Source organism: Sinorhizobium sp. NG07B, from assembly GCF_002532005.1.
In the GTDB taxonomy this organism is placed as follows: Bacteria; Pseudomonadota; Alphaproteobacteria; order Rhizobiales; family Rhizobiaceae; genus Sinorhizobium; species Sinorhizobium fredii_C.
Window position 1 is genome coordinate 609,181 of the sequence record NZ_NWTD01000004.1, and the last position, 20,397, is coordinate 629,577.

Annotated in this window: 20 protein-coding genes; 11 read left to right on the top strand and 9 right to left on the bottom strand. The window is 63.5% G+C overall.

The genetic code is table 11. From position 1 onward, the window contains the following. Positions 1–31 precede the first annotated feature (31 nt). From rnr to CO664_RS17645, 6 genes are all read right to left on the bottom strand, one after another. A complete protein-coding gene (gene rnr / locus CO664_RS17620; protein ID WP_097539455.1) occupies positions 32–2,398 on the bottom strand; it encodes a ribonuclease R in 2,367 nt (788 codons plus the stop codon). Between the two features lie 2 nt (positions 2,399–2,400). Then, positions 2,401–5,061: a type I DNA topoisomerase gene (gene topA, locus CO664_RS17625; protein ID WP_097526553.1), complete on the bottom strand. Its 2,661-nt coding sequence runs from the start codon at positions 5,059–5,061 to the stop codon at positions 2,401–2,403. A gap of 200 nt (positions 5,062–5,261) precedes the next feature. Next, a complete protein-coding gene (gene dprA / locus CO664_RS17630; RefSeq protein WP_097539456.1) occupies positions 5,262–6,422 on the bottom strand; it encodes a DNA-processing protein DprA in 1,161 nt (386 codons plus the stop codon). After that, positions 6,422–7,033, bottom strand: a complete 612-nt coding sequence (gene plsY, locus CO664_RS17635; RefSeq protein WP_097539457.1) for a glycerol-3-phosphate 1-O-acyltransferase PlsY — start codon at positions 7,031–7,033, stop codon at positions 6,422–6,424. The genes dprA and plsY overlap by 1 nt, the downstream gene beginning before the upstream one ends. Before the next feature lie 27 nt (positions 7,034–7,060). Continuing rightward, positions 7,061–8,353 carry a dihydroorotase gene (locus CO664_RS17640; RefSeq protein ID WP_097539458.1) on the bottom strand — a complete coding sequence of 431 codons (1,293 nt, stop codon included), beginning with the start codon at positions 8,351–8,353 and terminating at the stop codon, positions 7,061–7,063. After that, complete coding sequence (locus CO664_RS17645) at positions 8,350–9,291, bottom strand: aspartate carbamoyltransferase catalytic subunit (RefSeq protein ID WP_037414178.1); 942 nt, start codon at positions 9,289–9,291, stop codon at positions 8,350–8,352. Before CO664_RS17645 ends, CO664_RS17640 begins: the two co-directional genes overlap by 4 nt. A gap of 170 nt (positions 9,292–9,461) precedes the next feature. Here CO664_RS17645 and CO664_RS17650 point away from each other — a divergent pair, with 170 nt between their 5' ends. Next, positions 9,462–11,114 (top strand): acyl-CoA dehydrogenase family protein, encoded by a 1,653-nt coding sequence (locus CO664_RS17650; RefSeq protein WP_037414179.1) that lies wholly within the window; start codon positions 9,462–9,464, stop codon positions 11,112–11,114. Here the strand turns inward: CO664_RS17650 and CO664_RS17655 are convergent. Then, positions 11,096–12,031 (bottom strand): AEC family transporter, encoded by a 936-nt coding sequence (locus tag CO664_RS17655; protein ID WP_037414181.1) that lies wholly within the window; start codon positions 12,029–12,031, stop codon positions 11,096–11,098. The two genes, CO664_RS17650 and CO664_RS17655, sit on opposite strands and share 19 nt — an antisense overlap. 206 nt (positions 12,032–12,237) lie before the next feature. On the opposite strand from CO664_RS17655, the gene CO664_RS30730 reads away from it, so the two are divergent. Together CO664_RS30730 and CO664_RS30735 are read left to right on the top strand one after the other, a co-directional pair. Beyond that, positions 12,238–12,393, top strand: coding sequence for a hypothetical protein (locus CO664_RS30730; RefSeq protein WP_176536593.1), 156 nt, complete (start codon positions 12,238–12,240; stop codon positions 12,391–12,393). Continuing rightward, positions 12,390–12,734, top strand: coding sequence for a DUF6105 family protein (locus CO664_RS30735; protein ID WP_176536615.1), 345 nt, complete (start codon positions 12,390–12,392; stop codon positions 12,732–12,734). The genes CO664_RS30730 and CO664_RS30735 overlap by 4 nt, the downstream gene beginning before the upstream one ends. Here CO664_RS30735 and ruvX read toward each other — a convergent pair. After that, positions 12,677–13,165, bottom strand: a complete 489-nt coding sequence (ruvX, locus tag CO664_RS17665; RefSeq protein WP_037414255.1) for a Holliday junction resolvase RuvX — start codon at positions 13,163–13,165, stop codon at positions 12,677–12,679. The two genes, CO664_RS30735 and ruvX, sit on opposite strands and share 58 nt — an antisense overlap. Positions 13,166–13,282: 117 nt before the next feature. Between ruvX and CO664_RS17670 the strand changes: the two genes are divergently transcribed. The 4 genes from CO664_RS17670 to CO664_RS17685 all read left to right on the top strand — a co-directional run bounded on the left by CO664_RS17670 (position 13,283) and on the right by CO664_RS17685 (position 16,463). Continuing rightward, a complete protein-coding gene (locus CO664_RS17670) occupies positions 13,283–13,987 on the top strand; it encodes a metal-dependent hydrolase (protein ID WP_097539459.1) in 705 nt (234 codons plus the stop codon). Between the two features lie 108 nt (positions 13,988–14,095). Beyond that, positions 14,096–14,383, top strand: a complete 288-nt coding sequence (gene gatC / locus CO664_RS17675) for an Asp-tRNA(Asn)/Glu-tRNA(Gln) amidotransferase subunit GatC (protein WP_037414187.1) — start codon at positions 14,096–14,098, stop codon at positions 14,381–14,383. A 48-nt stretch (positions 14,384–14,431) separates the two neighbouring features. After that, positions 14,432–15,913 (top strand): Asp-tRNA(Asn)/Glu-tRNA(Gln) amidotransferase subunit GatA, encoded by a 1,482-nt coding sequence (gene gatA / locus CO664_RS17680; RefSeq protein WP_097539460.1) that lies wholly within the window; start codon positions 14,432–14,434, stop codon positions 15,911–15,913. Between the two features lie 76 nt (positions 15,914–15,989). Then, a complete protein-coding gene (locus CO664_RS17685) occupies positions 15,990–16,463 on the top strand; it encodes a GNAT family N-acetyltransferase (protein ID WP_097526406.1) in 474 nt (157 codons plus the stop codon). A gap of 173 nt (positions 16,464–16,636) precedes the next feature. Here CO664_RS17685 and CO664_RS17695 read toward each other — a convergent pair whose 3' ends face one another. Then, positions 16,637–16,891, bottom strand: coding sequence for a YjhX family toxin (locus CO664_RS17695; RefSeq protein WP_037414193.1), 255 nt, complete (start codon positions 16,889–16,891; stop codon positions 16,637–16,639). 337 nt (positions 16,892–17,228) lie between these two features. Between CO664_RS17695 and gatB the strand changes: the two genes are divergently transcribed. The 4 genes from gatB to CO664_RS17715 all read left to right on the top strand — a co-directional run bounded on the left by gatB (position 17,229) and on the right by CO664_RS17715 (position 20,307). After that, positions 17,229–18,731 (top strand): Asp-tRNA(Asn)/Glu-tRNA(Gln) amidotransferase subunit GatB, encoded by a 1,503-nt coding sequence (gene gatB, locus CO664_RS17700; RefSeq protein WP_097539461.1) that lies wholly within the window; start codon positions 17,229–17,231, stop codon positions 18,729–18,731. A 2-nt stretch (positions 18,732–18,733) separates the two neighbouring features. Continuing rightward, the gene (locus CO664_RS17705; protein ID WP_097526404.1) at positions 18,734–19,231 is read left to right on the top strand and encodes a GNAT family N-acetyltransferase; all 498 of its coding nucleotides are present in this window, start codon (positions 18,734–18,736) and stop codon (positions 19,229–19,231) included. A gap of 99 nt (positions 19,232–19,330) precedes the next feature. Then, positions 19,331–19,789, top strand: a complete 459-nt coding sequence (locus CO664_RS17710; RefSeq protein ID WP_097539462.1) for a GNAT family N-acetyltransferase — start codon at positions 19,331–19,333, stop codon at positions 19,787–19,789. A gap of 122 nt (positions 19,790–19,911) precedes the next feature. After that, on the top strand, positions 19,912–20,307 hold the full coding sequence (locus CO664_RS17715; RefSeq protein WP_037414202.1) for an NADH:ubiquinone oxidoreductase subunit NDUFA12: 396 nt from the start codon (positions 19,912–19,914) through the stop codon (positions 20,305–20,307). The last annotated feature ends 90 nt before the right edge of the window (positions 20,308–20,397 follow it).

Sequence of the window (20,397 nt, forward strand, 5' to 3'; positions counted from 1 at the left end):
ATCGAACGAGGACCGCTCCGGCCGCTGAAGATCAGCGCCTGCCGCGCGGCGGTCGCGTTCCCGGCCGCTTGCCTGCGTTCATGCGATCGCGGCGGCCGGACTTGTGAAAGGAGCGCATTGCCGTCGGCATCTTTCGCCCTTCGCTCAGCATCTCGAAGCGGAGCGCGCCGGCGAGCGGCACGGCTTCTGCGAGCTTGACGCGGACCGGATCGCCGAGCCGATAGCCAAGTCCGGTTTTTTCGCCGGAAAGGGCCTGATGCGCTTCGTCATAGATGAAGTAGTCGCGTCCGAGCGTAGATATAGGGATGAACCCATCGGCACCATAGGCGGGAAGGGTGACAAATAGTCCCGCCTTGGTGACGCCCGAAACGCGCCCGTCGAACTCCTCGCCGACGCGTCCGCTCAAGTGATGGGCGATCAGCCGGTCGACCGTATCGCGTTCGGCCGCCATCGCGCGCCGCTCAAAGGTGGAGATTTCCGCTGCGATATCGTCGAGCACGCCCTCTTCCTGGGGTGTCAAGCCGCCCTCGCCAAGCCCGAGCGCGCTCACCAGCGCCCGATGCACCACTAGGTCGGCATAGCGCCGAATCGGCGAGGTGAAATGAGCATAGCGCATCAGATTAAGGCCGAAATGGCCGATGTTCTCCGGACTGTAGATCGCCTGGCTTTGCGACCTCAGCACCATCTCGTTGACCATCGTCTCGTAGGGTTTGCCGTCGGCCCGGGCGAGTACGCCGTTGAAATGGTTGGCGCGCATATTGCCGCCTTTGGAGAGCGAGATGTCGAGCGTCGCCAGGAACTCGCGCAGGCTTTCCTGCTTGGCGAGCGACGGCTGGTCATGGACGCGGTAGATCAGTGCCTGGCGTTTCTGTTCCAGCGTCTCCGCGGCGGCGACGTTGGCCTGGATCATCATTTCCTCGATCAGCCTGTGGGCGTCGAGCCGCTCCGGCACGAAGACCCGGTCGACGGTCCCATCCGGCTTCAGGATGATCTTGCGTTCGGGCATGTCGAGCTCGAGCGGCTGGCGCCGTTCCCGCCCGCGGCTGAGAATGCGGTAGCCTTCCCATAGCGGCTTCAGGATCGGTTCCAGGATCGGCCCGGTCTTTTCGTCCGGCGCGCCGTCGATGGCGGCCTGGGCCTGTTGATAGGAAAGCTTGGCGGCGCTGCGCATCATGATGCGGTGGAACGTATGCCCCGCCTTACGGCCCTCCTTGGAGAAGCGCATCCTGACGGCGAGCGCCGGGCGATCGACGCCTTCCTTCAAGGAGCAGAGATCGTTGGAGATTCGCTCGGGCAGCATCGGCACGACGCGATCGGGGAAATAGACGGAATTGCCGCGTTTCAACGCTTCGAGATCGAGAACCGATTTCGGCCGGACGTACCAGGAGACATCGGCGATCGCGACCGTGACGATGACGCCGCCGGGATTGTCGGGCGAGGGGTCCGGTTCGGCATGGACGGCGTCGTCGTGGTCCTTGGCATCGGCCGGGTCGATGGTGACGAGCGGCAGCGAGCGCCAATCCTCGCGATGCGCCATTGTCGCGGCCTCTGCCGCATCGGCCTCCTGCAGCACACGCTCCGGAAAAATGTGAGGAATGCCATGCGCATGGATGGCAATCATCGAGATCGCCTTTTCGGAAGCGACGGAGCCGATGATGTTCTGCACCTGTGCACGCGGCAGGCCGTAGCGGCCGAGGCGGGCGAGATGCACTTCGACGAGGTCGCCGTCCTTGGCCTCGCCGGTGAATTCCGGATCGACGAGGACTTCCTCGCCCCGCTTGTCGATCGGCAGCAGCCGTCCGCCGCCGCCCGGTGTAGCGCGGAAAACGCCGAGCACGGCATCCTTGCGCTTGTCGAGGACCTTGATGATGCGCGCCGTGTAGGCCGGCCCGCCGCGCTCCTTGGCCGGGAAGATCTTGGCAAGCACCCGGTCGCCGAGACCGGCGACGGGTATCTTGCCCTTCGCCTTGCCGACGGCAGACTGCCGGATGAGGACGGCCGGCGCGACGCCGTCGTCGTCGAGCCATTCGGCCGGCCGGCCGATCAATTCGCCGTCGATATCGCGGATCGTGATGTCGAGCACGGTCACCGGCGGCAGGGCGCCGGGGCGAACGAGCGACTTGCGCTTCTTCTCGACCAGCCCGTCCTCTTCCAGCGAGCGCAGCAGCGCCTTGAGTTCGACGCGAGCTTCCCCCTTGAGGCCGAAGGCCTTGGCGATCTCCCGCTTCGAGGCCTGCTGCGGGTTTTCGGCGATGAAGCGCATCAGCACGTCGCGTGACGGAACGGCGCCGTGGATGATCGTTTCCTTTTGGGCGGGCGCCGCCTGGGCCGCGCGCAACTGCTTCTTGCCGGCGCCTCTTGCGGGCCGTTCGGTCGGATCGCGCGGAATTCTGCTCAAGGTCAGTCCTTCTTGGCCTTCGCGGCCGTCTTGCTCTTCGCCTTTGCAGCGGTCTTGGGCTTTCCGGTTTTCGTCGCCGTGCTCTTCGTTGCCGCGGCCGCGGATCGGCCCCTGGCCGACTTGCCCTTCGACACGCCGCTTTTCGCCGCGCGTTCGGCGATCAGTGCGAGCGCCTCTTCGACGCTCACCGATTGCGGATCCTTGCCCTTCGGCAGGGTTGCGTTCACCTTGCCCCAGTTGACATAGGGGCCGAAGCGACCGTCGCGTACCGTAATCGCCCCGCCGTCGGGATGTTCCCCGAGTTCCTTGAGAGCGGCGGCGGTGCGCCCGCGGCCGCCTTCTGCAGCCTTCGACTGCTTGTCGGCGAGTGCAGAAACGGCCCGATTGAGGCCGATCGAGAAGACGTCCTCGACAGACTCCAGATTGGCATAGGTGCCGTCATGCAGCACGAACGGGCCGTAGCGGCCGATCCCGGTCGAGATCATCTTGCCGGTCTCCGGATGCTTGCCGATGTCGCGCGGCAGCGAGAGAAGGGCAAGCGCCTTCTCGTGGTCGATCGTCGCCGGCGTCCAGCCCTTGGGAAGGCTTGCGCGCTTGGCCTCCTTGCCGTCGCCCCGCTGGACATAGGGTCCGAAGCGGCCGCTGCGCAGCGTGATTTCCTCGCCGGTGTGCGGGTCCTTGCCGAGGCTCTGCGGCTCGTTCGACACGGAGGCTTCCGCCTCGCCGTTGCTTTCCGACGAAAGCTGGCGCGTATAATTGCACTCCGGATAGTTGGAGCAGCCGACGAAGGCGCCGTATTTGCCGAGCTTCAGCGAGAGCTTGCCGGTGCCGCAGACCTGGCAGGTCCGCGGGTCGCCGCCGTCTTCGCGATTCGGGAAAACGAGCGGCGCCAGCTCCTCATTGAGCGCATCGAGCACATTGGTGACACGCAGTTCCTTGGTATCCTCGATCTGCGAGAAGAAATCCTTCCAGAACTCGCGCAGCACGTCTTTCCAGTTGAGCTCGCCGGCGGAAATCTGATCGAGCTTTTCCTCAAGCGACGCGGTGAAGTCGTACTCGACATAGCGGGTAAAGAAGCTCTCGAGGAAGGCGGTGACCAGCCGGCCCTTGGCCTGCGGCAACAGCTTGCGCTTGTCGATCGTCACATAGTCGCGGTCGACAAGCGTGCTGATCGTCGCGGCATAGGTAGAGGGCCGCCCTATGCCGAGTTCTTCCATCTTCTTGATCAGCGTCGCTTCCGAATAGCGCGGCGGCGGCTCGGTGAAGTGCTGGGTGGCGTTGATTTTCTGCTTGGCGAGGTTTTCGCGCGCATTGATCTCGGGCAGCCGGCCATCCTCATCGCCGTCGTCCGCCTGCTCGCCGTCTTCCTTCATGTCGGTATAGGCAGCGATGAAGCCGTCGAAGCGGATGACCGAGCCGGTGGCCCGGAGGCCGGCTTTCCTGCCGCCATTGTCGGCCGCGATCTCGGCCGTCGTCCGTTCGATCTCAGCGGAGGCCATCTGGCTGGCGATGCCGCGCTTCCAGATCAGGTCGTAGAGCTTCAGCATGTCGCCGTCGAGGAAGCGGCGGACCTGATCGGGCGTGCGGTTGAAGTCGGTCGGCCGGATCGCTTCGTGGGCTTCCTGAGCGTTCTTCGCCTTGGTGGAATAGAAGCGCGGCTTTTCCGGCAGGTAACGGGGCCCGAACTGGCCGCCGATCGCCCGACGCGCTGCATCGATCGCCTCCGGCGCCATCTGTACGCCGTCGGTACGCATATAGGTGATGAGACCGACCGTCTCGCCGCCGACATCGACGCCTTCGTAGAGCTTCTGCGCCACCTGCATGGTGCGCGACGCCGAGAAGCCGAGCTTGGAGGAAGCGGCCTGCTGCAATGTCGAGGTGGTGAAGGGCGGACCGGGATTGCGCTTGACCGGCTTCGCCTCGACGCTCTCGACCACATAGCTCGCGCCGTCGAGCAACGCCTTCAGCCGATTGGCCTCCTCGCCGTTGCCGATCGACTTCGCCTGCAGCCGCTTGCCCTCCGCCGAGACGAGCCGCGCTTCGAACTCGTCGCCGCGCGGCGTCTTCAAGAGCGCCGCGATATTCCAGTATTCCTCCGTGACGAAGCGTTCGATCTCCGCCTCGCGGTCGCAGACGAGCCGCAGCGCCACCGATTGCACGCGGCCGGCCGAGCGCGCGCCGGGCAGCTTGCGCCAGAGAACCGGGGAAAGATTGAAGCCGACGAGGTAGTCGAGGGCGCGGCGGGCGAGATAGGCGTCGACCAGCGAGATATCGATGTCGCGCGGGTCCGCCATCGCATCGAGCACCGCCTTTTTGGTGATGGCATTGAAGACGACGCGCTTGACCGGCTTGTCGCCGATCACCTTCTTTTTCTTGAGGAGATCGAGCACGTGCCAGGAGATCGCCTCACCCTCGCGATCCGGGTCGGTTGCGAGAAACAGCCCGTCCGACGACTTCACGGCGTCGGCAATGTCCTTCATCCGCTTGGCGGAGGCGCCGTCGACTTCCCACGACATTTCGAAATCTTCGTCCGGCCGAACCGATCCATCCTTGGCCGGCAGATCCCGCACATGGCCGAACGAAGCAAGTACCTTGTAGCCGGGGCCGAGATACTTGTTGATCGTCTTGGCCTTGGAAGGCGACTCCACCACTACAACATTCATCGTCATTCTCTGAGACAATCTCTTCTGGCAAGGCGCAGGTGTTGCGCGGCCTTTATGGTGGCCACGAAATGGACAGGGATTCGGGCGCGGTCAAGGGGTTTATCGAAAATAGCGAACCGCAACCAAACCGCAACATTCGATTTTCCGCAACTTCCGGTGGTTCGTTTTGCGATTTCCCCGTGTAGAGCTGCGTTTGCCGCCTATTGCGGTGGCGCGAGGGATACGAGATTGCCGCCGTGGCGGCTGAGCTGGCCGGCAAGATCGAGCTCGAGAAGCACGAGGTGCACCTCGGAGGCGGAAAGGCCGGTGTGGCGGATGATGTCGTCGATCTCGACCGGCGTCGGACCGAGCGCTTCGACGATAAGGGCGCGGCCGCCTCCTCCGGGCGAAGGCATCGTGGGCGGCACGGCGGGCGCATGTTCAGGCACCGGCTCCCGGGCGCTCAGCCGCGAGAATAGATCGTCGCGGCTGAGCGGCGCCAATCCCTCCAGAACGTCGGCGGCGGAGGTGGTGACGATCGCGCCCTGTTTCAGGAGATCGTTCGTGCCGTGACAACGCGGATCGAGCGGTGAGCCCGGTACGGCAAAGACGAGCCGGCCGAAATCGGCCGCATAGCGGGCGGTGATGAGCGAGCCCGAACGGCTGGCGGCTTCAACAATTGCGACGCCGAGGCTGATGCCGGCCACCAGGCGATTTCGTCTTGGAAAATCGCGGGCGCGCGGCTCCCAGCCGAAGGGCATTTCGCTGATCGCCAAGCCCGCTTCCGCGGTGATCTGCTGCAGGAGGCCGACATTTTCGGGCGGATAGGGTTGGTCGAGGCCGCCGGCGAGCGCAGCAATCGTGCCGGTCTCGAGGCTGGCGCGATGGACGGCTGTGTCGATGCCGCGGGCGAGGCCGGAAGTAATGACATAGCCCGCGGCACCGGCGTCGCGCGCGATCATCGCTGCGAATTTCGCGCCGCTGACCGAGGCATTGCGCGAGCCGACGATGCCGAGCGAGGGGCGGCTTGCCGCCTGGAGGTTGCCCTTCATCGCAAGAAGCGGCGGAGCGGCGTCGATTTCCTTGAGCGCCGGCGGATAGTCCGGCTCGCCGATACCGACAAATACCGCGCCGAACCGATGCGCCGCCTCGAGCTCGCGCTCCGCGTCTGCCACCGAGGCGATGCGGAACTGTCGATCCGAGCCGCCGCGCCGCGACAGTTCCGGCAGCGCCTCGAGCGCCGCCTCCGCGGAGCCGAAGTGGTTGACGAGGTCCCGAAAGGTCGCCGGACCGACATTATCGCTGCGGATCAGCCGCAGCCATGCGATTCTCTGCCGCTCCGTCAGCGCGGTTCCGTTACGTCGAGCGATGCCGGCCGGCATTATCCCTTTTCTCCGATCCGGCTTTCCGTACCGCTCAAGAGCCGCTGTATGTTGGCGCGGTGCTTGATCCAGGTGATGACCGTCATCAAGGCGAAGAGCAGGGCGATCTTCCCGTATCCGGTGGCGTAGAGTGCAATCGGCATGATCGCGGTGGCAACCAGTGCCGACAGTGAGGAGTATCGGGTGATCTTGGCCGAGACGAGCCAGATCGCGGCAAACGCGGGAACCATCAGAGGCGCAAGGCCGAGCAGGATCCCGATATAGGTGGCGACGCCCTTGCCGCCCTTGAAGGAGAGCCAGACCGGAAAGAGATGGCCGAGAAAGGCGGCGAGGCCAGCGGCGATGCCGGCTTCGACACCCCACAGAGACGCGACCGCGGCCGCTGCCGTTCCCTTCAGCGCATCGAGCAAGAGCGTGGCCCCGGCCAGTTTCTTGTTGCCGGTTCTCAGGACATTCGTCGCGCCGATATTGCCGGAGCCGATCTTGCGCACGTCGCCGAGCCCCGCCATGCGGGTGAGGATCAGGCCGAAGGGGATGGAGCCGAGCAGATATCCGAAGGCGAGGCAGAGAAGTGTTGCGGGCAGCCCCAGCTGCCAGGAAAACAGATCCACCGGTTCCTCCCCCCTAAATGCTTCGGCTCACAATGAATGGACGAGCTTGCCGGCAACATAGGTCTGCACGACCCGGCCGGTAAAGCGTGCATTTTCGAATGGCGTGTTCTTGGAGCGGGAAACCAGCTCCTTTTCGTAGAGGATCCAGGGTTCGTCGAGATCGAGGATGGCTATATCCGCCTTCGCGCCGGGTTTCAGCGTGCCGGCGTCCAGGCCGAAGATCGCGGCAGGACGCGTCGAGAGCGCATCGATAAGCCTTATCAGCGGAACCTGGCCGCTGTGGTGGAGCCGAAGTGCGGCCGCCGCCAGGGTTTCCAATCCGATCGCGCCGTCGGCCGCATCCGCGAAGGGCAGCCGCTTGGTATCGGCGCCCTGCGGGTCGTGCGACGACACGATGATGTCGATCTTGCCGGCGGCAAGCGCCTCGACCATGGCAACCCTGTCGTCTTCGCCGCGCAGTGGCGGGGTCAGCTTGAAGAAGGTCCGGTATTCGCCGATATCATTCTCGTTCAGCGTCAGGTGATTGATCGAGATGCCGCAGGTGACATTCGCCCCGCGTTCTCGTGCCGCATGCACGGCATCCGTCGATTCGGGGACGGAGATCTCGGCGGCGTGATAGGCGGCCTTCGTCAGTGCCGCGACGCGCAAATCGCGCTCGAGCGGGATGATCTCGGCCTCGCGCGGAATGCCCGGCAGCCCGAGCCAGCTCGCGAGCAGGCCTTCGTTCATCACGCCGTTGGCGCCGAGGTATTTGTCGCGGGTCTCGAGCGCGACGACGGCGCCGAATTCACGCGCATAGGTCATGGCGCGGCGAAGCACGAGCGTGTCGTGGACAGGCTGCCGGCCGTTGGTGAAGCAGACCGCACCCGCATCGCGGAGCAGCCCGAGCTCGCTCATTTCCACGCCGAGCAGCTCCTTCGTCAGGGCGGCGGCCGGATAGACGTTGATGAGCGCCTTGTCGCGGGCGGTCTTCTGCACGAACTCGACGAGGGCGATCTCGTCGATCACCGGATTGGTGTCGGGCATGGAGATAAAGGACGTGACGCCGCCGGTCGCTGCCGCACGCGCGGCCGACTCGATCGTTTCGCGATATTCGCTGCCCGGTTCTCCGACGAAGACGCGGGCATCGACGAGGCCGGGCACGGCGACGAGGCCGGCACAATCCTTGACGAAGGCGCCCGCCGGGACGCCCTGGTTCAGGGCGTCCTTGCCGGCCGCAAGGATCCGTCCGTCGTTGCCGACGACGATCGTGCCGACCTCGTCGAGGTTTCGCGAGGGATCGATGATGCGCAGGTTCTCGAGAACAAGCGGTCTGGTCATAGGCGAGGGCCCTGGTTCTGAGAGAGAAGAAGCGTTTCCATGACGGCCATGCGCACGGCAACGCCCATCTCGACCTGCTGTTCGATGACGCTTTGCGGTCCGTCGGCGATCTCCGACGCAATCTCGACGCCCCGGTTCATCGGGCCAGGGTGCATGACGAGCGCATCGTCCTTCGCCGCCTTCAGCTTTTCCGCGTCCAGCCCGTAATAGTGGAAATACTCCCGCACCGACGGCACGAAGGAACCGGCCATGCGCTCGCGCTGGAGCCGCAGCATCATGACGACGTCCGCATCCTTGAGGCCTTCCGCCATGGATCGATAGACCTCGACACCCATCTGCTCGATGCCGGCGGGGAGCAGAGTCGCCGGGGCGACGACGCGAACGCGCGCCCCCATCTGATTGAGCAGCAGGATGTTCGAGCGGGCGACGCGCGAATGCAGGACGTCGCCGCAGATCGCCACGATGATCCGCGACAGCTTCCCCTTGGCGCGGCGGATCGTCAGCGCGTCGAGCAGCGCCTGGGTCGGATGCTCGTGCTGGCCGTCGCCGGCGTTGACGACCGAGCAGGAGACCTTCTGCGCAAGCAGTGCCGCGGCGCCGGCCGACGAGTGGCGAACGACCAGCACGTCCGGATGCATCGCGTTCAGCGTCATCGCCGTGTCGATCAGCGTCTCGCCCTTCTTCACCGAGGAGTTGCCGACCGACATGTTCATGACGTCTGCGCCAAGCCGCTTGCCGGCCAGTTCGAAGGACGATTGCGTGCGGGTCGATGCTTCGAAGAAGAGATTGATCTGCGTCAGCCCGCGGAGCGAAGACGTTTTCTTCTCCCGCTGCCGGGAGATCTTCACGGCTTCGTCGGCGCGATCGAGGAGGAGCGTGATGTCCTGTTCCGTCAGCCCCTTGATGCCAAGCAGGTGGCGATGCGGGAAAGTGATCATGAGCCGCCCTTGCATGCTGGAATTTGGCTCGCTCTATAGAACGTGGCCCTTGGCACGGCAAGTGGCGCGGCAAGCGACGCACAGGGGCTTCCGAAGAAAACGAGCGGCGGCCATTGTTCTTGTCCGCGGGCCTGTTTCGTACCCGCGAAACTTGCGCTAGAACCGGCCTCATGAATCAGATGAACCGGACCGAACAGAAACTCGCCGAACTGAACCAGCCGAAGCCCTGGTCCGGTATCAATGCCTACCGTTCCGACCCCCTAGTGGTCGACATCACGTCAAGCATGTCGAAGACGCTTCGTGACGAGTTCGACGCGCTCGGCCGCTATGTGACCACGCCCGAGGCGCAGGAACTGGCGCGCATGGCGAATGACGGCGTGCCGAAGCTCAAGACCCACGGGCCGCGCGGCGAACGTCTCGATGTCGTCGAGTTCCACCCGGCCTGGCATGCGCTGATGCGCCGGTCGATGACAACCGGATTGCACTCTTCCGCCTGGGAGAATCTGCCGGACGAGCGCGGTCGGTCGCACAAGGTGAGGGCGCTGCGCTTCTATTTGACGGCGCAGCTCGAATGCGGCCATCTCTGCCCGCTGACGATGACCAGCGCTTCCGTCGCCGCGATCACCGCCTCGCCGGCTGTCCAGAAGGAGTGGGCGCCGAAGATCCTGTCGCGCAAATACGACTCGACCAACCGGCCCTGGATGCAGAAGTCCGCGGTGACGATCGGCATGGGCATGACAGAGAAGCAGGGCGGCACGGATGTGCGCGCCAATACCTCGACCGCCGAACGGGTCGGCGAGGGGATCTACCGTCTGAACGGCCACAAATGGTTTATGTCGGCGCCGATGAGCGACGCCTTCGTCATGCTGGCGCAGACCCGCGAGGGGCTCGGCTGTTTCCTGGTGCCGCGGCTGCTCGAGGACGGCGCCGCCAACGGGTTGCGCTTCCAGCGCCTCAAGGACAAGCTCGGCAACCGTTCCAATGCCTCGTCGGAGGTCGAATTCTCGGACACTTTCGGCTTCCTGCTCGGCACGCCGGATGCCGGCATTCGCACGATCCTCGACATGGTGACGCTGACCCGGCTCGATTGCGCGCTCGCTTCGGCCGGGATGATGCGAGCCTCGCTCGCCGAGGCCGTGCACCATACCCGCGGCCGCAAGGTCTTCGGCAAGACGCTCGTCAGCCAGCCGATGATGACGCGGGTTCTCGCCGACATGGCGCTCGACGTCGCCGCCGCAAGCGCGCTGTCGTTCCGCCTCGCCGAAGCCTTCGATAATGCGCACAGCAGCGCCGAGGATGCGGCCTACGCCCGGATCATGACGCCCGTCGCGAAATACTGGTGCTGCAAGATCGCCCCCGCCTTGATCTACGAGGCGATGGAGTGCCTCGGCGGCAATGGCTACGTGGAAGAGCGGGCGCTTGCCCGGCACTATCGCGAAGCGCCGGTCAATGCGATCTGGGAGGGTTCCGGAAACGTCATGGCGCTCGACGTTTTGCGCGTGCTCGGTCGCCGCAAGGAGCTCTTCGAGCAGTTGTTCGCCGTCTTCAGCCGCGATCTCGGACCCTCCGGCCCCAAGACGATCGACGTGCTGCGCGCCGCCATGTCGCTTTGCGAGCGCGACGAAGGCGCGGCGCGCATGCTGGTCGAACAGCTGGCGCTGGCGGCCGCCGCCGCCGAGCTCTATCGGTTGGGTGCCGGCCGCATCGCCGATGCCTTCCTGGAGTCGCGATTGGCCGCCGGTTGGCGCGCGACCTACGGCATGCTCGATTCCCGCTTCGACTCCGCCTATGTGCTCGATCTTCTCTATCCCGCCGCGGCGTAGCCGGTGACGAAAAGGACAAGCGGTATCGTGAAGAACGACAGGGCCGTCTGTATCGTGGCGACGGCGGCGTAGAGCTCCGCGTCTCCCCCCATCTGTTTGGCGAGAATATAGCCGTTCATGGCCGTCGGTACGGCAGCGCCGAGGCCGATGATCACCAGGGCATCGCCGTCGATGCCGAGGAGTGCGCTTCCGGCAACCATGAAGATCGGCATGACGATCAGTTTCAGTGCGACCGCCAGGACGGCGGGTGCGCTTGGCTTCAGGGCGTCGGCGATCTTCAATCCGGCGCCCACCAGAATCAGGCCCAGGCTAAGCGAGGCGCTCGCCAGCATGTCGATCGTCCGCATGACCGGCGAATAGACCTCGATCCCCGCAAGATTGCATAGGATGCCGAGTGCCGATGCGATGATGAGTGGGTTGGTGACGATCCGCAGGAAAAACAGGCCGATACCGCGGCTGCCGCCGCCGAACCAGACGAGCACGGCGACATTGTAGAAGTTGATCGGGATGATGATCAGCGCCATCACCAGAGCGGTCAGACTCAGTCCAAGTGCGCCATAGAGCTTTTCAGCGATGGCGAGCGCTATGAAGGCATTCCAACGCGTCGCAGTCTGGAAGATCGAGGTGAAGGTGGCGCCGGAAATGCCGTTATTGCGCAGGAGGGGCCAGGCAAGCAGGACAGCGATCGACATCAGCGTGACGCTGCCAATTGCCGCGACGGCCGTCGCGTCGGCCCTCATTCCCGTGAAATCCGCCTTCGCCAGGGTCGAAAAGAGCAGCGCGGGAAAGAGAAAGTAGTAGCCGAACTGCTCGAGCCCCACCCAGAGCCCCTGATCGATGAGCCGCGAACGGCGGAGCCAGACGCCCAGCAATACGAGCAGAAAGACGGGCAGGATGCTTTCGAAAATGGCGGTCATCGCGGCTCATGCAGGTGGAGGGGTCAGGTGGGCGGGGGCAAGGAAATCGGCGCGCCTTCTCTCTATCTATTAAAGCCGGCCGGGTGAGTGCCGCAAGCCGGCTCGGCTTGTGAATATTAACCTTAACAGATGGTTTACGTTGCAGAGAACCGGCGATGGCGGAGATACTGGCGTCAGTTCAATGACGTTCGGAATGGAGCGGTTCGGTGAGAACTGGCTTGATGATCATCATGATGATGTTTTTCGCTGCGCTGGCGCTCGACATAGCGACGCTCGCCGCCGGGCTGGTCGCCTTTGTCCTTGCCGACCGCGCCATCTACCCGGTGCTCAGCGGCTGGGCCGAGGGGAGGGGCGACGCATGAAGTGGCTCATGGTCTTCTGGGGCGGCCCGGTGATCCTGCTGACCGGCTGGTACTCGCTCTCCTATTACGACATGAGCTTCGGCATCTTCATGCTGACGCGCGAGGCGCATGACCTCGTCTTCCGCCTCTACGGTCACATCCTAGGTATCCCGCCGGAGAGCATTCCGCCGCTCGTTGCGCGGGCAATGGTTGTCGATACAATCGTCCTTTTCGGCCTCGTCGCGCTGCGCAAGCACCGGCAAATTGCAACCTGGCTACGCGCCCGCTTCGGTGGCGCGACATCTCAGCCGGCCGAGCTATCCGCCCTGCCGAGGGATGCCAATCTGTCGAGCGCCCCCTGAAGGATGAAGGAGGCGGCGGCCGAGTCGATGCGCTCGGCGCGTTTCCTGCGCGACACGTCCATTTCGATCAGCACCCGCTCGGCCGCGACCGTCGAAAGCCGTTCGTCCCAGAGCACGAAGGGAATATCGGTCTTCTCGCCCATATTGCGCACGAAGGCGCGCGTCGCCTGGCAGCGCGGCCCTTCCGTTCCGTCCATGTTAACCGGCAGGCCGATGACAAAGGCGCCGACCTTTTCTTTTTCCGCGATCGCCAGCAGCGCTTGCGCATCGACGCCGAACTTGATGCGCCGAATCACCTCGCGCGGCGTTGCAAAGCGCCGTCCGAGATCGGATACGGAGAGGCCGATCGTCTTGGTGCCGAGATCGAGACCGGCGATCGCCTGATGTGGCGGCAGCCGGCCGGCGAGTTCTTCGATGGTGAGAATTGTCATGGGTTTGGCCGATTCGATCTTTTCGCTTCGCTGGTCTGATCCATATGCTTGTCCGGCAGATAAATCGATGACCTTTATGGCTTGCTTCGAAGCCGCCATGATTTCAGGGAGAACGTCATGAAGATCAAATGGCTGGGCCATTCCGCCTTTCACATCGAAACCGCGAGGGCGAAGATCCTGATCGATCCGTTCTTCACCGGCAATCCGGCGTTCCGCGACAGCGAACTCCGGACGGCGACCGCCGGGCTGACCCATATCCTGCTGACGCACGGGCATGGCGACCACGTCGGCGACACGGTGGCGATCGCCAAGGAGACCGGCGCCACCGTCGTCGCCAACTTCGACCTGTGCATGTGGCTCGGACGGCATGGCATTTCGAAGATGGAGCCCGGCAATACTGGCGGCACGATCCGGCTCGGCGCCTTCTCGGCCACCTTTGTCAATGCCTTGCATTCCTCGGCGCAGATTACCGAGGATGGCGTTTCGCATTGCCTCGGCAATGCGAATGGCCTTGTCCTCCATTTTGATGACGAGCCGACGCTCTATCACATGGGAGACACGGACATTTTCTCCGACATGGCTCTGATCCAAGAGTTGCACGAGCCGGATATCGGCATCGTGCCGATCGGCGACCGCTTCACCATGGGCGGTGCGGTGGCGGCGCTCGCCTGCCAACGCTATTTCGAATTCAACACCGCCATTCCCTGCCACTATGGCTCGTTTCCGATCATCGATCAGACGCCGGAGACCTTCGTCACCGGCATGGACGGCACCTCGACCCTGGTCGCGACGCCCGAGGTCGGAGGCGTGGTCACCGCCTGACGAAGGAGAGCGCGAAGCGCAGGGGCCGGCTCGCCGACGTTTGCCCCAGTTGCACGTTGTGCAACTCGCCTTTATAGCGGGGGAAACTTTGAGATACCGGAGACGACCATGTCCGTTGACCTTGCCACCGTGAAGCGTGTCGCGCGCCTCGCCCGCATCGCCGTCAGTGACGAGGAAGCCGAACGGATGACCGGCGAGCTCAACGGCATCCTCGGCTTCGTCGAGCAGCTTTCCGAAGTGGACGTCGATGGCGTCGAGCCGATGACATCGGTGACGCCTATGGAGATGAAGAAGCGGGACGACATTGTCGCCGACGGCGGCAAGGCCGCCGACATCGTGGCCAATGCGCCGAATTCGGATCGCAACTTCTTCCTCGTTCCCAAAGTGGTCGAGTAAGAGCCGCTTCCCGCCGCCCGCGTCCAGATTCGAAAGTTCGATTGCACCATGACCGACCTGACCCGCCTCACGATCGCCGAAGCCCGCACCAAGCTTTCCGCAAAGGAAATCACCGCGGTCGAATTGACCGATGCCTATATCGCAGCGATCGAGGCAGCCAATGAGACGATCAACGCCTATGTCACCGTGACGCCGGAAAAGGCGCGCGAAATGGCCAAGGCTTCCGATGCCCGTATCGCCGCCGGCAATGCCGGTGCTCTCGAAGGCATCCCGCTCGGCATCAAGGACCTCTTCGGTACCGAAGGCGTGCACACCCAGGCCTGCAGCCACATCCTCAACGGCTTCAAGCCGCGCTATGAGTCGACCGTTACCCAGAATCTCTGGAACGATGGCGCGGTCATGCTCGGCAAGCTGAACATGGACGAGTTCGCCATGGGCTCGTCCAACGAGACCTCCTATTACGGTGCGGTCAAGAACCCGTGGCGCGCCAAGGGATCGAACATGGATCTCGTGCCTGGCGGCTCCTCCGGCGGTTCCGCGGCTGCAGTTGCGGCCCAACTCTGCGCAGGCGCGACGGCAACCGACACCGGCGGTTCCATTCGCCAGCCGGCGGCCTTCACCGGCACCGTCGGCATCAAGCCGACCTATGGCCGCTGCTCGCGCTGGGGCATCGTCGCCTTCGCCTCCTCGCTCGACCAGGCCGGTCCGATCGCCCGCGACGTGCGCGATGCGGCGATCCTTCTGAAGTCGATGGCGAGCGTCGATCCCAAGGACACGACCTCCGTCGACCTTCCGGTTCCGGACTACGAGGCGTCGATCGGCCAGTCGATTAAGGGCATGAAGATCGGCATTCCGAAGGAATACCGCGTCGATGGTATGCCCGAGGAGATCGAGTCGCTCTGGCAGCAGGGCATCGCCTGGCTGAAGGAAGCCGGTGCCGAGATCGTCGATATCACGCTGCCGCATACGAAATACGCGCTGCCCGCCTATTACATCGTTGCACCGGCCGAAGCGTCGTCCAACTTGGCGCGCTACGACGGTGTCCGCTATGGCTTGCGTGTCGACGGCAAGGACATCGTCGACATGTATGAGAAGACGCGCGCCGCCGGCTTCGGTCGCGAGGTCAAACGCCGCATCATGATCGGCACCTATGTACTGTCGGCGGGCTACTACGACGCCTATTATCTGCGCGCTCAGAAGGTCCGCACCCTGATTAAGCGCGACTTCGAGCTTGCTTTCCAGGCAGGCGTCGATGCGATCCTCACCCCGGCCACGCCGTCTTCAGCCTTCGGCATCGCCGATGAGGATCTCGCGTCCGATCCGGTCAAGATGTACCTGAACGACATCTTCACGGTAACGGTCAACATGGCCGGATTGCCGGGCATTGCCGTCCCCGGCGGGCTCGATCACAAGGGACTGCCGCTCGGCCTGCAATTGATCGGCAAGCCTTTCGACGAAGAAACGCTGTTCAAGACGGCCCATGTCATCGAACAGGCCGCCGGCCGCTTCACGCCGGCAAAGTGGTGGTAACTGGCGCCAGCTTCCGCCGGCAATAGTCAAGCGGCGCCGGAAATGATGTAATGCAGGCGGGAAGGGGCTCTGCCGCATGATCGTCATCCGTCACGCTCGCCAGAACGAGACCGGTCTCCTTGCTGCGATCGGGATCAGGGCTTGGGCAAAGGCGATTGCGGGACTGGCCGATGCCGCAGCAATGCGCGTGGCAGCTGAGCGCGCCTTTGTCGATTTCCTCGCGAAGCACTGGCTTTCCGTTCTCCTGATCGAGGAAGAGAACCGTATCTGCGGCTGGGCCGCCCGCGAGGATCTCGACAGCACGATCTCCGATCTCTGGATCGATCCCGGCGCGCAGGGAAGGAGTCTCGGCAAAGCGCTGCTGGCCGACATGGAGCAGCGCATGGTGGCTGAAGGATTTGATGTCGCAAACGCCAGGACGCATGCGCAGAACGCGTCCGCGGTCGCCTTCTTCCAAAGCGCCGGCTACCGGGTAAAGTGGCTGTCGACCGCCTATTCGCAGAAGCTCGACCGCGACATGGAATTCATCGGTCTCTCCAAGCAATTATAGGCGACGGCAGGAGCCAAACCGGACATGACTGTCATCTCCGGTTTGCAACCGGATGGTTACATGCCTACAGCGCCTCGCGTCTTATCAGGCGCGCAAAGGCGCTGTAGCACTTTGAATTGCTGCACGTCTTTGTCCTTAAACCGAGGTCGATTTTAAGGACACAGCAGTAGGGGTCACCGGTTGTCGAGTTCGGAGCGGACCAAATAGAGCCCGCGTTCGGTAATGCGATAGGGCCTTCCGCACGACGACTTGATCGCCCTCTTGCGTTTCAGTTTGCGAAAGAGCTCGAGGCTGACGCCGGGATAGACCCAGCCGTCGCGTGTGAAGCAGCGGATCTCGGCGATCGTCTTGCCTTCCCGCCTGATTTCAATGCGGCCGCCCTGGGCCAAATGGTGAAGAATGCGCTGTTCGGCGCGCGAAATGTCCATGTCTTGAGTGTTCCGGAATGGCGTTCTTCAGAACGCAGAAAAACGGTCCGCCGATCGTGAGATGGGCGGGGTTCGCGTTTCCGGCCCGTGCGCGCAGTTCGTGATGAATGCGGGCAGGGCCCTTACCGGGACTCAGACTGAAGGAACATAAAGACTCCGTTCGGACAGGTATCTTCTAAAAGACGACCGCAATAACGTCAAGGTTGCAAGGACCGGCGGCGTTGAGATCAGTGCGGGCGGGTGCGCTTGGCCGTAGCGCGCCTCACAAGCCTTGCACCGCTGAGCCAATTGCTCTACCGAGAAACGTCAAAATTCAGGCTTCAAAGAAGAGCATGAGATGAGCATCGTCGACGTCCGCACTCCCGATCCGAAACGCTTCATCCCCGGCGCCACCGGCGACTGGGAGGTCATCATCGGCATGGAGGTTCATGCTCAGGTGCTGAGCAATTCGAAGCTGTTCTCCGGAGCGTCGACCGAGTTCGGAAGCGCGCCCAATGCCAATGTCTCGCTCGTCGATGCGGCCATGCCCGGCATGCTGCCGGTGATCAACGAGGAATGCGTCAAGCAGGCCGTACGCACCGGCCTCGGGCTGAAAGCCAAGATCAACCACCGCTCGATCTTCGACCGGAAGAACTATTTCTATCCGGACCTGCCGCAGGGCTACCAGATCTCGCAGTACAAGGATCCGATCGTCGGCGAAGGCAAGATCACGATTTCGATCGGTCCGGACCGCCAAGGCCAGTTCGAGGATGTCGAGATCGGCATCGAGCGCCTGCACCTGGAACAGGATGCCGGAAAGTCGATGCACGACCAGCATCCCTCCATGTCCTATGTCGATCTCAACCGCTCCGGCGTGGCGCTGATGGAGATCGTCTCGAAGCCGGACCTGCGCTCGTCGGACGAGGCCAAGGCCTATCTCACCAAGCTGCGCTCGATCGTGCGCTATCTCGGCACCTGTGACGGCAACATGGACGAGGGCTCCATGCGCGCCGATGTCAACGTCTCGGTGCGCCGCCCGGGCGAGGCGTTCGGCACGCGCTGCGAGATCAAGAACGTCAACTCCATCCGCTTCGTCGGCCAGGCGATCGAGTACGAGGCCCGTCGCCAGATCGCGATTCTCGAGGATGGCGGCACGATCGACCAGGAGACGCGGCTCTTCGACCCGAACAAGGGCGAGACCCGCTCAATGCGTTCCAAGGAGGATGCGCACGATTACCGCTATTTCCCCGACCCGGATCTGTTGCCGCTCGAGTTCGACGATGCCTTTGTGGAGGCGCTCGAGGCCGATCTGCCGGAGCTGCCGGACGACAAGAAGGAACGTTTCGTACGCGACCTCGGGCTGTCGGTCTATGATGCCTCGGTTCTCGTCTCGGAAAAGGCGATCGCCGACTACTTCGAGGCAGTGGCCGAAGGGCGCGACGGCAAGATTGCCGCCAACTGGGTGATCAACGACCTGTTGGGCGCCTTGAACAAAGCCGGCAAAGCCATTGAAGAGACTCCGGTTTCGCCGACCCAGCTCGGCGGCATCATCGATCTCATCAAGGCGGGGACGATCTCCGGCAAGCTCGCCAAGGATCTCTTCGAGATTCTCTGGAACGAGGGTGGCGACCCGGCCGAAATCGTCGAGAGCCGCGGCATGAAGCAGGTTACCGACACCGGCGCCATCGAGAAGGCGGTTGATGAAATCATCGCCGCCAACCCGGACCAGGTGGAGAAGGCCAAGGCGAAGCCGTCGCTGGCCGGCTGGTTCGTCGGCCAGGTAATGAAGGCGACCGGCGGCAAGGCCAACCCGCAGGCCGTGCAGGCTCTCGTCAAGTCCAAGCTCGGCATCGAAGAGTGACGATGTTCTTCGTCCGCACGGCGAGCGAGCGCGACCTCGAGAAGGTGCGCGCTCTGCTTGTCGAGACTTGGCATGCGACCTATGACAGCCTCTATGGCGTCGACAAGGTTAACGAACTGACGGTCAAGTGGCACTCGCTTGATGCCCTGAGGGCTCGGCTGCGACGCAAGAATGGGGAATTCGTCGTTGCGGACAATGGCAAGGAGATCGCCGGCATGGGCTTTGCGGCGATGTCGGAGACGCTTGCAAAGACCGCCATTCTTCATCAGCTCTACGTCCTGCCGAAATACCAGCGGCAGGGCATCGGCGGCGACATGTTCGCCGAACTCGAAACCTGTTTTCCGGATGCCGAGCGCATGCGGCTGGAGGTCGAGCCGGAGAACCTGAAGGCGCTCGCCTTTTATCGGGCGCATGGCTTCTCGGACGTGGGAAAGACGGCCAACTGCGGAGAGGACGACTCCGGTGTGCCAGCGCTGGTTCTTGAGAAGCGCCTTTCCTGATCTGCCGGGTGCCCGGCGCTCCACATGCGCTGTCACAACGCTGTCGCCTCACCATGTTTGATGCGCCACCTGAATTCTATATGTCGGGGTAGCACGGTCATGGAATTAGAGATTCGCAAAGCTGAACGCGAAGACCTGCCGGCGATCATTGCCCTGTTTGCAAATGACACCCTTGGCGGTCACGGCGACACGATCGACGCCGAAGCCTTTGCCGATTATCTGGCCGCTTTCGAGCGGATCAAGGCCTCGACGCACCAGGCGCTCTACGTCGCCTGCGTCGGTGGCGAGGTCGTCGGGACTTTCCAGACGGCACTCTCGATATCGCTTCCCGGGCGCGGCAGTTCCAGCCTGGTGATCGAGGCCGTGCAGACCAGGGAAGATATGCGCGGCCGTGGTATCGGTGAACGGATGGTCCGCCACGCCATTGCCGAGGCGCGGGAAAAGGGTGCCGCGAAAGTGCGGCTGACGTCCAACGCGTCGCGAGGCGACGCCCATCGCTTCTATGAACGCCTTGGTTTCGAGCGCAGCCATTTCGGCTTCAATATGCCGGTGAAATGACCGCCGGGCCGGTGGAATCACTGGACAAGGCCACTGGACAAGGCATGAGTGGCACGGCATAAGCGGGGACGCGATTTGATATCCGGCCGCCCCTTCGATCGGCCGGCAAGGGACGAATGCCTATGAAGCTCCTGCTGCAGATTTTCACCTGGTGGAACGGACAGACGATCGGTACGCGCTTCCATACCTGGCGACATGGCCAGCGTGTCGGTGAAGACGAGTTCGGCAATGTCTACTATCAGGGCGGCACGGATTCCGAGGGCCGCACGCGGCGCTGGGTGATCTATAACGGCCCGGCCGAGGCCTCTGCCATTCCTCCAGGCTGGCACGGCTGGATGCATCATCGCACCGACATTTCGCCCGCCGACGAAAAATACGCCGCACGCGAATGGCAGCAGCCGCACCGCCCGAACCCGACCGGCACGCCCAACGCCTATCGGCCGAAGGGTTCGCTCGCCAATGCAGGCCTGCGCCCGCGCGTGACCGGCGACTACGACGCCTGGACACCGCGCTCCTAGTCGCAATCGGGCCGCCGCCCCGATCTCGACTCTCGAGCATTGATCACGGCGCAGCCACATTTTCGGTTTAGCGCCTGAGGGCTATCCAGG